Origin of the sequence: Streptosporangium album, from assembly GCF_014203795.1 — a bacterium.
In the GTDB taxonomy this organism is placed as follows: domain Bacteria; phylum Actinomycetota; class Actinomycetes; order Streptosporangiales; family Streptosporangiaceae; genus Streptosporangium; species Streptosporangium album.
Genome location: NZ_JACHJU010000001.1, coordinates 3,961,886 through 3,974,197, shown reverse-complemented (window position 1 = coordinate 3,974,197; position 12,312 = coordinate 3,961,886). Strand labels below are relative to the sequence as shown.

General features: G+C 66.9%; 17 protein-coding genes. 1 reads left to right on the top strand and 16 read right to left on the bottom strand.

Annotation, left to right across the window (positions count from 1 at the left end; translation table 11 throughout):
• Window positions 1–512: 512 nt before the first annotated feature.
• On the bottom strand, window positions 513–683 hold the full coding sequence (locus tag FHR32_RS19295) for a hypothetical protein (protein ID WP_184755557.1): 171 nt from the start codon (window positions 681–683) through the stop codon (window positions 513–515).
• Window positions 684–1,152: 469 nt separating this feature from the next.
• Between FHR32_RS19295 and FHR32_RS19290 the strand changes: the two genes are divergently transcribed.
• The gene (locus FHR32_RS19290) at window positions 1,153–2,064 is read left to right on the top strand and encodes a hypothetical protein (protein WP_184755556.1); all 912 of its coding nucleotides are present in this window, start codon (window positions 1,153–1,155) and stop codon (window positions 2,062–2,064) included.
• 96 nt (window positions 2,065–2,160) lie between these two features.
• Here FHR32_RS19290 and truA read toward each other — a convergent pair whose 3' ends face one another.
• The 15 genes from truA to rpmD all read right to left on the bottom strand — a co-directional run bounded on the left by truA (window position 2,161) and on the right by rpmD (window position 12,312).
• Window positions 2,161–3,123: a tRNA pseudouridine(38-40) synthase TruA gene (truA, locus tag FHR32_RS19285; RefSeq protein ID WP_184755555.1), complete on the bottom strand. Its 963-nt coding sequence runs from the start codon at window positions 3,121–3,123 to the stop codon at window positions 2,161–2,163.
• A 76-nt stretch (window positions 3,124–3,199) separates the two neighbouring features.
• Window positions 3,200–3,709 carry a 50S ribosomal protein L17 gene (rplQ, locus tag FHR32_RS19280; protein WP_184755554.1) on the bottom strand — a complete coding sequence of 170 codons (510 nt, stop codon included), beginning with the start codon at window positions 3,707–3,709 and terminating at the stop codon, window positions 3,200–3,202.
• An 85-nt stretch (window positions 3,710–3,794) separates the two neighbouring features.
• Window positions 3,795–4,811 carry a DNA-directed RNA polymerase subunit alpha gene (locus tag FHR32_RS19275; protein WP_184755553.1) on the bottom strand — a complete coding sequence of 339 codons (1,017 nt, stop codon included), beginning with the start codon at window positions 4,809–4,811 and terminating at the stop codon, window positions 3,795–3,797.
• A gap of 98 nt (window positions 4,812–4,909) precedes the next feature.
• Window positions 4,910–5,536 carry a 30S ribosomal protein S4 gene (gene rpsD / locus FHR32_RS19270; RefSeq protein WP_012887861.1) on the bottom strand — a complete coding sequence of 209 codons (627 nt, stop codon included), beginning with the start codon at window positions 5,534–5,536 and terminating at the stop codon, window positions 4,910–4,912.
• Window positions 5,537–5,556: 20 nt separating this feature from the next.
• Window positions 5,557–5,961 carry a 30S ribosomal protein S11 gene (gene rpsK, locus FHR32_RS19265; protein WP_020542285.1) on the bottom strand — a complete coding sequence of 135 codons (405 nt, stop codon included), beginning with the start codon at window positions 5,959–5,961 and terminating at the stop codon, window positions 5,557–5,559.
• 45 nt (window positions 5,962–6,006) lie between these two features.
• A complete protein-coding gene (gene rpsM, locus FHR32_RS19260; protein WP_012887859.1) occupies window positions 6,007–6,387 on the bottom strand; it encodes a 30S ribosomal protein S13 in 381 nt (126 codons plus the stop codon).
• Window positions 6,388–6,598: 211 nt separating this feature from the next.
• On the bottom strand, window positions 6,599–6,712 hold the full coding sequence (gene rpmJ, locus FHR32_RS19255; protein ID WP_003956441.1) for a 50S ribosomal protein L36: 114 nt from the start codon (window positions 6,710–6,712) through the stop codon (window positions 6,599–6,601).
• A 24-nt stretch (window positions 6,713–6,736) separates the two neighbouring features.
• Window positions 6,737–6,958, bottom strand: a complete 222-nt coding sequence (gene infA, locus FHR32_RS19250; protein ID WP_012887858.1) for a translation initiation factor IF-1 — start codon at window positions 6,956–6,958, stop codon at window positions 6,737–6,739.
• A 413-nt stretch (window positions 6,959–7,371) separates the two neighbouring features.
• Window positions 7,372–7,917, bottom strand: a complete 546-nt coding sequence (locus tag FHR32_RS19245; protein WP_184755552.1) for a hypothetical protein — start codon at window positions 7,915–7,917, stop codon at window positions 7,372–7,374.
• Between the two features lie 183 nt (window positions 7,918–8,100).
• Window positions 8,101–8,556 carry a DUF1707 SHOCT-like domain-containing protein gene (locus tag FHR32_RS19240; RefSeq protein ID WP_184755551.1) on the bottom strand — a complete coding sequence of 152 codons (456 nt, stop codon included), beginning with the start codon at window positions 8,554–8,556 and terminating at the stop codon, window positions 8,101–8,103.
• A 35-nt stretch (window positions 8,557–8,591) separates the two neighbouring features.
• Window positions 8,592–9,410: a type I methionyl aminopeptidase gene (gene map / locus FHR32_RS19235; protein WP_184755550.1), complete on the bottom strand. Its 819-nt coding sequence runs from the start codon at window positions 9,408–9,410 to the stop codon at window positions 8,592–8,594.
• A 118-nt stretch (window positions 9,411–9,528) separates the two neighbouring features.
• A complete protein-coding gene (locus tag FHR32_RS19230) occupies window positions 9,529–10,179 on the bottom strand; it encodes an adenylate kinase (protein ID WP_184755549.1) in 651 nt (216 codons plus the stop codon).
• Window positions 10,179–11,495 carry a preprotein translocase subunit SecY gene (secY, locus tag FHR32_RS19225; protein WP_184755548.1) on the bottom strand — a complete coding sequence of 439 codons (1,317 nt, stop codon included), beginning with the start codon at window positions 11,493–11,495 and terminating at the stop codon, window positions 10,179–10,181. Before secY ends, FHR32_RS19230 begins: the two co-directional genes overlap by 1 nt.
• A gap of 176 nt (window positions 11,496–11,671) precedes the next feature.
• Window positions 11,672–12,127 carry a 50S ribosomal protein L15 gene (gene rplO / locus FHR32_RS19220; protein ID WP_184755547.1) on the bottom strand — a complete coding sequence of 152 codons (456 nt, stop codon included), beginning with the start codon at window positions 12,125–12,127 and terminating at the stop codon, window positions 11,672–11,674.
• Between the two features lie 2 nt (window positions 12,128–12,129).
• On the bottom strand, window positions 12,130–12,312 hold the full coding sequence (rpmD, locus tag FHR32_RS19215) for a 50S ribosomal protein L30 (protein WP_012887849.1): 183 nt from the start codon (window positions 12,310–12,312) through the stop codon (window positions 12,130–12,132).

Below are 12,312 nucleotides of genomic sequence, written 5' to 3'. Positions count from 1 at the left end.
CGCGAAGCCGAAGGTTCGGCCGCACCGGCGACGCCTCCGCCGAGTTTCGGCCAGCCTTCGCCGCACGTGCCTCAGACCGATCTCGCAGGTGACGAGCAGCCCTACGACACCCCGGCGTGGCCGGAGCCGGCGCCCGGGACAGCCCAGCCATGGACGGTTCCCGGCCACGGCGGTGCTCCCTACGACTGGTTCGCCGACCCCGAGGACGACCTCCCCGCCCCACGGCCCGGCGCCCCGCAACCCGCGCCGCGTCCGGATGCCTCCGTTCCTCCGGAGCCGCGGGGACAGGCCCGCCCCGAACCCCACATCCCGCCATGGGCGATCTCTCCCCCACCTCCGGGACCGTCCGCTCCGCCATGGGTGACGACGCCCCCACCGGGAGGTCCGCCCGTCCCGCCGTGGGCCGGGCCACCCGCTCCCGGCGAGCTTCCCGCCCTGCCATGGGCCGGTCCGCCCTTTCCACCGGGATCGCCAGGCTCTCCGGGAGCGTCGGGACCACCGGCGTGGCACGGTCAGACCGTCGCCGGAGAGCCCTCGGCCCATCCCGGCACCGGTCCGCTGAACAACCCGCCGCTGCCCACCGCGCCGATCGTCCCCGGAGCACCGCCGTGGGAGCCGCCGCCGGCCTTCACCGCCGCCACCGGCGGAGCCCAGCAGGAGTGGCCTCCTGCCTCCCAGGGCACCCCTCCGCAGCCTCCGGCCGCCGGAGAGCCGGGCTGGCCCGATCCCGAAGGTGGGGCAGCCCAGCCCGGCGACGTCGCCGTCTGGCCGCCTTCCACGGCATCCTTCGACGATCCGGATGAGACCACCGTCAACGTCCGCCCCTCCATGCCCGCCGCACCAGGTCATGGAGAGCCCCCGGGCTCCACTCCGTCGCCCGGGCCGGACGACCATGCCACCGATCCGGGGCATGCCTCAGGTCCGGTGCCGCCCGGAGCGGACGCCCGTCCCTTCGGCGCGGCTCCTCCGGATCAGGCGCCTCCATCCGGACCGGGCACCCTGCCCCCTATCCCTGTGCCCATCGCGCAGAGCCCGACATCCTCATCGGAGCTGATGCCACAGGTGCCCCCGCCGTCCCCTGAGTCCATCGCCGGCGCCCCCGTGCCGTCCCCGGTACCGCCGCCGCAGCCTCCCAAGCCCGGAAGGCCGGCGTTGCCCCCCGGGGACCAGGCGACCCCGCCGGGCGGCATCCCGGTGATCGCGCCGCCGTTCCCACTTGTTCCGGTGCCGCCGGCCCAGCAGCCGGCTCCGTCGACCGGGGTGGTCGAGGTGCGCGGCCCGTTCACCCCGCCTTCCGCGGCCGTGCCCGAGGTCGCGGCCTCCCCGCCAGCGCCTCCGGCCCGCACCAAGAAGGCCAACACCCTGCTGGTCGCGGCCGTGGTGACGGTCGTGGTGGGCGGCATCGGCGCCGGCGCCTTCTTCGCCTACCAGTCGTTCAACGCCAAGAAGGAGGCCAGCGCGGCTGTTCCGATCCCCAGTTCCGAGGAGATCGAACCCACAGAGGATCCGACTCCGTCCGAGCCCGATCCGGTCAACACCGCGATGCTCGACTCCGAGAAGACCGACCCGGGCACGATGACCGTGGCCGGGACCTTCACCAAGAAGGTGATCATCGCGGGAAAGACCTTCGTCAGGGTCAAGACCGACATCACCCAGCAGTGCCAGGAGGCGGCTGCCGGCAAGTTCGCCAGTGCGTTGCGCAGCAAGGACTGCCGCCGGGTGTTGCGGGCCACCTACGTGGACAGCAAGCGGAAGTACGCCGTGACCACGGGGATCGCGGTGCTTCCCACCCGGGAGTCCGCCGTCGAGGTCGACAAGGCCAAGAACCTGAACAGCAACCTGTGGTTCCGAGGTCTACCGGGCACCCCGGGCACCGGCGCCGAGCGCGTCCACATCGCGGGCGGTTACGCGGCCGGGCTGGTGTGGGGGCGCTACATCGTGTTCAGCTACGCCACCTTCAGCGACGGCCACACCCCGACGGCGAAGGAGAAGAGTCTCGGAAAGGTCAGCGGTGCGTTCCGCGACCAGACCGCCCGGGTCGTCGAGCGCCGGGCGAGGAGCTGATGGGAGAGGAATCCGAGCCGGGCACGGGCGGAAGGCCTCGACCGTACCGGAGCACGCAAGGCGAGTCGGACTCGGCCAGGCAGGCCGGCGCCTCCCTCACACGCTGAGCGTGCGCACCCGGCGGGTCTCCCCTGCCCGCCGGGCCAGCTCCTCGGGCTCCGGATAACGGACTTCCTCAAGGCAGAGGCCGTGTGCCGGCGCGACGTGCACCCCGGAATCCCGTACGGCGCGCGTCAGCACCTGCCCAGGCCAATCCACCGGAAGGCGCCCCTCTCCCACGGGCAGCAGCGATCCGACGAGTGCCCGGACCATCGAGTGACAGAACGCGTCGGCCACCACCGTCGCGACGAGGATGTCGTCTTCCCTGGCCCAGTCGAGCCGCTGCAGTTCACGGATCGTGGTCGCCCCCTCGCGCTTCTTGCAGAAGGCGGCGAAGTCGTGCTCGCCCAGCAGGGCGGCTGCGGCCGCGTTCAGCCTGTCGACGTCGAGCGGCCGGCTGTACCAGGCGACCTCGCGGCGGCGGAGCGGATCCACACCGCCCGGAGCGTCAGAGATCCGGTAGGCGTATCGGCGGGACATCGCAGAGAACCGCGCGTCAAAGCCCCCAGGAGCCACTGTAACGCGATAAACCCTGACATCTGCGGGTAGAACTCCGGCCAGCCTTCTACGGAGGCTGGAGAGGCGCTCATCGATGTCACCGGGGAGAGCGGCATCGGTCCCAGAAGGGACGGGTGCTCCGATACCGGCGGAGGACCCGACGGAGGTGGAGGCGGAGGCGCCGGCCCCGGTGGAGACGTCGACGACGGGCGTCCGCCGGCCGTGCCGGCTCTCCAGCGCGTCGAACGCCTCGACTCCCAGATCCACATGGGCCACCTGGCCTCGGGCGTGCACCCCTGCGTCGGTCCGCCCGGCCACGGTCAGCCCCGGCGGCTCGGGAAGCCGGAAGATCGTGCCGAGTGCCTCTTCGATCTCCCCCTGAACCGTCCGCCGTTGGGGCTGCTTCGCCCAACCGGAGAAGTCGGTGCCGTCATATGCGAGGTCCAGGCGCAGCCGTACCACGATGTTCCTCCCGGAAAACGGGACGGGCCCGGCACCCCTGAAGGGGATGCCGGGCCCGTTCACGGGACCTGAAAGATCAGGCGTCGTCCTTCTTGGCCTCGGTCTCCTCGGCGGGAGCCTCAGTGGCCTCGGCGGCCTTCGGCTCCTCGGTGACCTCCTCGGCCTTGGGCTCCTCGACCTTGGGGGCCTCGGTGGCGGCCGGGGCCTTGGCGGTGCGGACCGTGTTCAGCGGCTCGGACACCAGTTCGATGACGGCCATGGGGGCGGCGTCGCCCTTACGGAGGCCGATCTTCGTGATGCGGGTGTAGCCGCCCGGACGCTCGGCGAAGGTCGGTGCGATCTCCGTGAACAGGTGGTGGACGACACCCTTGTCACGGACGACGGTCAGCACCTGGCGACGGTTGTGCATGTCGCCCTTCTTCGCCTTGGTGATCAGCCGCTCCGCCAGCGGGCGCAGGCGCTTGGCCTTGGCCACCGTGGTCTTGATCCGACCGTGCTGGAACAGCTGGGTGGCGAGGTTGGCCAGGATCAGCCGCTCGTGAGCCGGGCTTCCGCCGAGACGGGCACCCTTTGCGGGCTGAGGCATGTCGTTCTCCTTGAGAGTGAACCTGCCCCGGCCGTATGAGGTACCGGGGTCAGGCCGGGGGCGCTAGGGCTCCCGATGTGCAAACTCAGTACTGCTCGGTCTCGACGTACGCGCTGTCGTCGTCGTCGTAGCCGCCGCCGGCCACCGCGCTGGGGTCGAACCCGGGCGGGGAGTCCTTCAGCGCGAGCGTCATCTCGTGCAGCTTCTGCTTGACCTCTTCGATGGACTTCGCACCGAAGTTCCGTATGTCCAGCAGGTCCTGCTCGCTGCGGGCGACGAGTTCACCCACGGTGTGGATGCCCTCGCGCTTGAGGCAGTTGTAGGAACGGACCGTGAGGTTCAGCTCCTCGATCGGCAGCGCCAGATCGGCGGCCAGGGCCGCGTCCGTCGGCGACGGGCCGATGTCGATGCCCTCGGCCTCGACGTTCAGCTCGCGGGCGAGACCGAACAGCTCGACGAGGGTCTTGCCGGCCGAGGCCACCGCGTCACGGGGCTTCATGGACGGCTTGGTCTCGACGTCCAGGATCAGACGGTCGAAGTCGGTCCGCTGCTCGACACGGGTCGCCTCGACCTTGTAGGTGACCTTGAGCACCGGGGAGTAGATGGAGTCGATCGGGATGCGACCGATCTCCTGGCCCGGCTGCTTGTTCTGCGCCGCGGAGACGTAGCCGCGACCGCGCTCGACGGTCAGCTCCATCTCCAGCTTCGCCTTGCCGTTCAGCGTGGCGATGCGGAGCTCGGGGTTGTGCACCTCGACACCGGCCGGAGGCGCGATGTCGGCGGCGGTGACGTCACCGGGGCCCTGCTTGCGCAGGTACATCACCACGGGCTCGTCATGCTCGGAGGAGACCACCAGTTCCTTGAGGTTCAGGATGATGTCGGTGACATCCTCTTTGACGCCCGGAACAGTCGAGAACTCGTGCAGCACGCCCTCGATGCGGATGCTGGTCACGGCCGCGCCCGGAATGGACGACAGCAACGTGCGACGCAGCGAGTTGCCGATGGTGTAGCCGAAACCCGGCTCCAGCGGCTCGATGATGAACTTTGACCGGGTCTCCTCGAGGGACTCCTCGAGAAGGGTCGGACGCTGAGCGATCAGCATGTGGGATCTCCCCTTGCATGGCGACGCCCGCTATTTGACGTCGCTCGAACAACAGCATAGGTGCCGTACGGCGGACCGCACGGCACCCGCGTGAGCTACTACTTGGAGTAGAGCTCGACGATCAGCTGCTCCTGGACCTGGGTGTCAATCTGCTGACGGACCGGGAGCTGGTGGATCAGGACGCGCATGGCCTCCGGAGCGACGCCCAGCCAGGCCGGGAACGTCTTGTCACCGGAGGTGGCCCGCGCCACCTCGTAGGGCAGAAGGTTGCGCGAACGCTCACGGACCTCGACGATGTCGTGCTCGCGGACGCGGTACGACGGGATGTCGACCTTCTTGCCGTTCACCAGGATGTGTCCGTGACGGACCTGCTGGCGAGCGGCGTCGCGGGACTCGGCGAAACCGGCGCGGTAGACCACGTTGTCGAGACGGCTCTCCAGGATCTGGAGGAGGTTCTCGCCGGTCTTGCCACCCTTGCGGTTGGCTTCCTCGTAGTAGTTGCGGAACTGCTTCTCGAGGATGCCGTAGATGCGGCGGGTCTTCTGCTTCTCGCGGAGCTGGAGCTGGTACTCAGACTCCTTCGGCCGACCGCGACCGTGCTCACCCGGCGGGTAAGGGCGGATCTCGATGGGGCACTTCGCGGACTCGCACTTCTTGCCCTTGAGGAAAAGCTTGGTCTTCTCCCTGCGGCAGAGCTTGCAGTCCGCACCCGTGTAACGAGCCATTTTCTATCTTCTCCTGGGCGTCAGACGCGACGGCGCTTGGGCGGACGGCAGCCGTTGTGCGGCACGGGGGTGACGTCCTGGATGGAGCCAACCTCGAGGCCGGTCGCCTGCAGCGAACGGATTGCGGTCTCACGGCCGGAACCGGGGCCCTTGACGAAGACGTCGACCTTGCGCATGCCGTGCTCCATGGCACGGCGAGCGGCGTTCTCGGCGGCCATCTGCGCGGCGAACGGGGTGGACTTACGGGAGCCCTTGAACCCGACGTGGCCGGCGCTGGCCCAGGAGATCACGTTCCCGTTCGGGTCGGTGATCGAAACGATCGTGTTGTTGAACGTGCTCTTGATGTGGGCGTGCCCATGAGCGACGTTCTTCTTTTCCTTGCGGCGCACCTTCTTCGGGGCACCCTGGCGGCTCTTAGGAGGCATTCTTTGCCTTCACTCCTGAGGTCTTCGGTCCTGCGGCTGCGCGGACTACTTCTTACCGGGCTTCTTCTTACCGGCCACGGTCTTCTTCTTGCCCTTACGGGTGCGCGCGTTGGTCTGCGTACGCTGACCGTGCACGGGAAGGCCACGGCGGTGCCGGATGCCCTGGTAGCACTGAATCTCGATCTTGCGACGGATGTCGGCCTGAACTTCGCGACGGAGGTCACCCTCGATCTTGTAGTTCGCCTCGATGTAGTCACGCAGCGGGACGAGCTCTTCGTCCGTGAGCTGGTGGACGCGGAGGTCACCGTTGACGCCGGTGGCCTTGAGGGTCTCGAGCGCACGGGTGCGGCCGATTCCGAAAATGTAGGTGAGAGCGATCTCCAGCCGCTTGTCGCGGGGGAGGTCGACGCCAACCAGGCGAGCCATGGTCGGGCATTCTCCTTCTTTGTGGCGGAGGTCCTACACCTCACTTCCCCTCCCCATGCCCGGGGTGAGGGCCCCGGCCTCCGACCGGGGGTCTCCTGCGGGGTACGGCCGACGGCCGCCTACGCAGGTGTGAAGCGCGATTACTTGGTGGCCTCACATGGGTTGAGCCCGCCACCAGTGAGCGGACTCCTGTAAGACCTGTCTGCTACGACTAGCCCTGACGCTGCTTGTGGCGCAGGTTGTCGCAGATCACCATGACGCGACCGTGCCGGCGGATCACCTTGCACTTGTCGCAGATCTTCTTGACGCTCGGCTTGACCTTCATAGTCCTTATTCGTCCCTCAGACGCTTACTTGTATCGGTAGACGATCCGCCCACGACTGAGGTCGTAGGGGCTCAGTTCGACGACAACCCTGTCGTCAGGAAGGATCCGGATGTAGTGCATCCGCATCCGCCCGCTGATGTGGGCCAGGACCTTATGGCCGTTGTCGAGCTGCACCCGGAACATCGCGTTCGGGAGCGACTCAACCACAGTGCCCTCGATCTCGATGGCGCCGTCTTTCTTGGCCATGTCCCTCGCGTTTCACTGATCGGTCGTCTGAGGCTTCGGAACACTAAGCAGCCGCGACCCAGCGCTTCGATGAGAGCGGCGGTTGCGACACCGCCGACGCGCAATGGTCATAGTGAACCGAAGAAGGAGTGTACGGCACCGGGCAAGGAAATGCGAAACACACGGCCGGCACCTTGACACAACCGCTACTCAGGATACCCCAGATCTGAGATGAGACACCCGGCGAAGCCCATCGCGTGAACGATTACGTTGCCGTTGCCGGAACGTCTGGCCTGGTCGAAGCTACCACCGCGGGTCACCCTTACGTATCGGACCGTACGCCCCGGCCACGGGTGGCGCGGCTGGATCCGTGCCCGCCCGGAACGCGGCCCCGCCGATAAGCAGCATAAACAGTCCCGGACGGGCACGGAGTTCTAGTGATCGCTGTGCGCGTGGCGTCCGCGCACCAACGCGAAGCCGGCGCCCACCATCGTCACGACCGCGATCAACGATCCGAAGAGCCAGAAGGTACGGGCGGTGTGATCGGCGCCGGTCATCGCGAGATCGCCGCCACCGGTGGCCGGGACGTCGACCGGATGATCGTCGCCCACGACGAGGGTCCCGTTGTAGGGCCCGCCCTCGACGCAGCGGACGGTGACCGCATAGGTGCCGGGTGCAGCATGGGGACTGATGCGCGCGGCCCCCTGCATCTCGCGGTCGTGCCGGCGGAGCCGCGCCATGGTGGCGCCGAAGGCCGCCGAATAGGCGGTAGCCGGAGTGCCGCACGGACCGGCGGCGATGCTGACGCTCTGCCCTGGCCGGGCGGTTGACGGCGTGACCTCCACACCACCGACCCCGGTCATACCACCCGCGAACACCAGGGCCACCGCACTGCCCACCACGGCTCTGACCGTCATCACAGGGTCTCGTGCGAGGCCCATCACCCACCCCCACCTCATGGCCTGCCCGACAACGATCATCTACCCGTCTCCACCAAGGTCAACTACAGAGGGTGGTAAAGCTCTGACACAACGCGAAAAACCCTCCGATGACCATGGTCATCGGAGGGTCCGCAGAGTCGGCGTGTCTAGAAGGCGTCCGGCCACCGCAGATGAACTCGGACTTATGTGGAGGAATACACATTCAACCCCGAGGGTGGACTATTACCGGTTTCCCCTGTTGCCCAGGCCGGTAGAGAGGGTGGTGACCAGCAACACCGCCCCCCACGGGCCCATCACCCACAGTGGCCAGGGATAGGGGAAGTGGAGCCCATCGGTCGCTCCGATGATGAACCAGATCACCCAGTTGACGCTGCTCGCCACCGCCCAGGCGCTCCACGCCGCCGCCAGGCCCTTGCTCTGCGCCCGGCGGACGTCACGCCCCTCGCGCCGCTCTGGGCGTCGGGTGGAGGCTCGCGGCAGCTCGCGCAGGTCGACGTCGGGAAGATCGGAGGTAAGCGTGGCGAGCTCGCCGTAGGTCTTGCTCGTGTAGAGCTGTTCCAACCGCTGGTCGAACTCCTCGCCGGTGAGCCGGCCCTGCGCGTAGTGCTCCCGCAGGACCGAGGCGACCTTGTCGCGGTCTCCATCCGACGCCCGCATCTCCGGACCAGTCGCCATCATCAACCACATCCGCTCACCGGCGGGCGGCGTTCAGCCTAACCCGCGTCTCCCAACAGGTCGGCAAGCCGCTCTTTCCCCCCGTCAAGCGCGGTCAATACCCATGGTCCATTATGTGTCACCGCGACGCTGTGCTCGAAGTGTGCCGACGCCTTTCCGTCAACGGTGACGACGGTCCAGTCGTCGGCCAGCACCTTGGTCCGGTCGGTGCCGAGGTTGACCATCGGCTCGACGGCGAAGCACATGCCCGCTTCGAAGCGCGGCCCCCTGCCGGGCTTGCCGTGGTTGGCGACCCAGGGGTCCATGTGCATCTCCGTGCCGATGCCGTGCCCGCCGTACTCCTGGGGGATGCCGTAGCGGCCCTGGGAGCGGACGTACTTCTCCACCTCGTGACCGATGTCGGACAGATGGCGGCCCTCGGTGAGCGCGGCTATGCCACGCCACATGGCCTCCTCGGTCACCCGCATCAGCTCGGTCAGTTTGGGGTCGACGTCACCGACGGGGACCGTGATGGCCGAGTCGCCATGCCAGCCCTCCACAATGGCGCCGCAGTCGATGGAGATGACGTCGCCCTCCTGCAACGGGCGCCGGCTGCTCGGGATGCCGTGGACGACCTCGTTGTTCACCGACGCGCAGATCGACGCGGGGAAGCCCTGGTAGCCCTTGAAGGAGGGGATCGCCCCTTCGTCCCGGATCGCCTTCTCCGCGATCACGTCAAGGTCCAGCGGTGTCAGTCCGGGCCGCACGCTCTCGCGGAGCAACTGCAGCGTCCGTCCGACCACCAGACCCGCCGCCCGCATCTTCTCCAGCTGTTCGGGCGTTTTTACCTGAATACCGTGCTTGTTCTTTTTGAACACGTGCGCACCCCCTGGGGTGGTTCAACGGGCAATCCGGGAGCCCAATTCCCCCGATTGTGCCCTAAACGACAGCACGCCACCCATGGGAACCCATGGGTGGCGTGCTGAATGGATGTTCTCAGTCCGCAAAAGGACTCAGGGCCTCCATCGCGCGTTGGGTGACCTCTTCCACCGGGCCGGTCGCGTCCACCCCGACGAGGATGCGCTCGTCGGCGTAGAAGGAGACGAGCGGAGCGGTCTGCTCCTGGTAGACCTCCAGCCGGTGCCGGACGGTGTCTTCCTTGTCGTCGTCCCGCTGGTAGAGCCGCCCGCCGCAGGCGTCGCAGACGTCGTCCTTCTTGTCGTCGAAGTCGACGTGCCAGATGCGGCCGCACTGGCTGCAGGTCCGGCGGCCGGCCAGCCGGCGCACGACCTCCTCGTCGTCGACCACGAGCTCCAGGACGATGTCCAGGGCAGTCCCGAACTCCTCGAGCATCTTCTTCAGGATCTCGGCCTGGGGCACATTCCTGGGGAAGCCGTCGAGCAGGAAGCCGTCCTGCGCGTCGCTCTCCAAAAGGCGGTCGCGGACCATCGCTATGGTGACCTCATCGGGCACGAGATCACCGCGGTCCATGTATTCCTTGGCAAGCTTGCCGAGATCCGTACCACCCGAAACGTTGGCACGGAAGATGTCCCCTGTCGAGATCTTCGGGATGGACAGGTTCGATGCGATGAACTGGGCCTGTGTCCCCTTACCCGCTCCGGGGGGCCCAACCAGGACGAGACGCACTACTTCAGGAAGCCTTCGTAGTTGCGCTGCTGGAGCTGGCTCTCGATCTGCTTCACGGTGTCAAGGCCGACACCAACCATGATCAGAATGCTCGTTCCTCCGAACGGGAAGTTCTGACTCGCACCGACGACCGCCAGTGCGATGATCGGCACCATGGCGATCAGGCCCAGGTAGAGCGCACCAGGAGCGGTGAGTCGCGTGAGCACGTAGTTCAGGTACTCAGCCGTCGGCCGGCCCGGGCGGATGCCCGGGATGAACCCACCGTACTTCTTCATGTTGTCGGCCACTTCAACGGGGTTGAAGGTGATGGAGACATAGAAGTAGGTGAAGAAGACGATGAGCACGAAGAAAGTGATCATGTAGGCCGGGGTGTCACCCGTGACCAGGTTCCGCTGGATCCACTGGACGACCGCGTTCGGCTCCTGCTGAGCATTGCTGAAGAGCGTCGTGACCAGCTGCGGAAGGTAGAGCAGCGAGGAGGCGAAGATGACCGGGATGATGCCCGCCTGGTTCACCTTCAGCGGGATGTAGGTCGAGGTCCCGCCGTACATCCGTCGGCCGACCATGCGCTTGGCGTACTGCACGGGGACCCGGCGCTGAGCCTGCTCGACCATGACCACCAGGGCGATCATCGCGATACCGGTCACGATGACCACCGCGAAGACGAAGAGGCCCTTGGTGCGGGCGATGTTCAGCAGCTCGGCCGGGAAGACCGCGATGACCTGCGTGAAGATCAGGATGGACATGCCGTTGCCGACGCCGCGGTCGGTGACGAGCTCGCCCAGCCACATGATGACGGCGGTGCCGGCGGTCATGGTGAGCACCATCGTGAGGATGGTGAAGACGTTGTTCTTGTCCAGCAGGATCTCTTCCCGGCACTGCGGGAAGAGCTGCCCGGTACGCGCGAGCGCGATGAAGGCGGTCGACTGGAGGATCGCCAGGCCGATCGTCAGATAACGCGTATACTGCGTGATCTTGGTCTGCCCGGCCTGTCCCTCCTTCTTGAGGGCCTCCAGGCGGGGAATCACCACCACCAGAAGCTGAAGGATGATGCTCGCGGTGATGTACGGCATGATGCCGAGCGCGAACACCGACAGCTTGAGCAAGGCGCCACCGCTGAACAGCTGCACCATGCCGTAGATGTTGCCGGCATCGCCTGACTGTGCCTGCTGGAGGCATCGGGCGATGTTTTCGTTGTTGACACCCGGAGTCGGAAGAACCGAGCCGAGCCGGAACAGCGCGATGATGCCCAGTGTGAAGAGCAACTTGTTGCGCAGGTCCGGCGTACGGAACGCTCGGGTAAACGCGGTCAGCACGGTCCCTCCTGCGCGCCTGAAAGGCGAGGTCGGTCAGCGATGGTGCGGGGGTGGTCCATCTTTGCCATCTCAAGTCAGCGAGCCGACGGAAATGAGTTGAGGCCCACTATCCAGCGAACTCTAACGCACTACGGGCGCGGGGGCCCATTATGAGCCCCCGCGCCACGTCATTATGCCTACAGCTCGGAGACAGAGCCCCCGGCAGCGGCGATCTTCTCCTTGGCACTGGCGGAGAAGGCGTGCGCCTGCACGTTCAACGCCACGGAGATGTCGCCGGTTCCGAGAACCTTGACGAGCTGCCTCTTACGGACCGCACCCTTCGCGACCAGCGTCTCGACGGTGACATCGCCACCCTCGGGGAACAGCTCGCTGAGCTTGTCCAGGTTGACGACCTGGTAGGTCGTCTTGAACAGGGCGTTGGAGAAGCCCTTGTACTTGGGCAGACGGCGCTGGAGCGGAACCTGTCCACCCTCGAAACCGAGAGGAACGTTGTTCCGCGCCCTCGTGCCCTTGGTGCCACGACCCGCGGTCTTGCCCTTGGACGCCTCGCCGCGGCCCTTGCGGACCTTCGACTTGTTGGCGCCGGGAGCCGGACGCAGGTGGTGGATACGGAGCGGAGTGTTCTCTGCCATGTCTAGTCGACCTCTTCCACGGTGACCAGGTGCGTCACCACGGTGACCATGCCACGGATCTCCGGGCGGTCCTCCTTGACGACGACGTCACCGATTCGCTTCAGACCGAGCGAACGCAGCGAGTCACGCTGGTTCTGCTTGCCGCCGATCTTGGAGCGGACCTGAGTGATCTTCAGGCGTGCCAT